The organism is Pseudoalteromonas sp. SIMBA_162 (assembly GCF_046535955.1).
Taxonomy (GTDB): domain Bacteria; phylum Pseudomonadota; class Gammaproteobacteria; order Enterobacterales; family Alteromonadaceae; genus Pseudoalteromonas; species Pseudoalteromonas marina.
Genome location: NZ_JAWJBQ010000784.1, coordinates 1 through 253 on the forward strand (window position 1 = coordinate 1; position 253 = coordinate 253).

General features: G+C 66.8%; 1 protein-coding gene. It reads left to right on the plus strand.

The annotated features are described in order from the left end of the window. Positions 1-253: LysR substrate-binding domain-containing protein (locus R0J88_RS21820; protein ID WP_410901149.1), on the plus strand; the 253-nt coding region annotated here is incomplete at both ends.

Consider the following 253-nt stretch of genomic DNA (forward strand, 5'->3'; position numbering starts at 1 on the left):
TCAAGCGCATGCGTGATCACTACCCGCAAGTGACCATCGGTGTGACCGTGCAGGGTTCGCAATCCATTCCCCAGGCCCTGATCAACAGCCGCGCCGACCTGGGCCTGGCCTTTGCTGTGCCACGGGCCGCGGAAATCCGCCAGTTGAGTGTCGGGCATTTCCGCCTCGGGGCGCTGGTCAGCCCGGACCACCCGCTGGCCGAGCGCGGCAGCGTCAATTTCGCCACCTGTGCCGAGCACGGGCTGATCCTGGC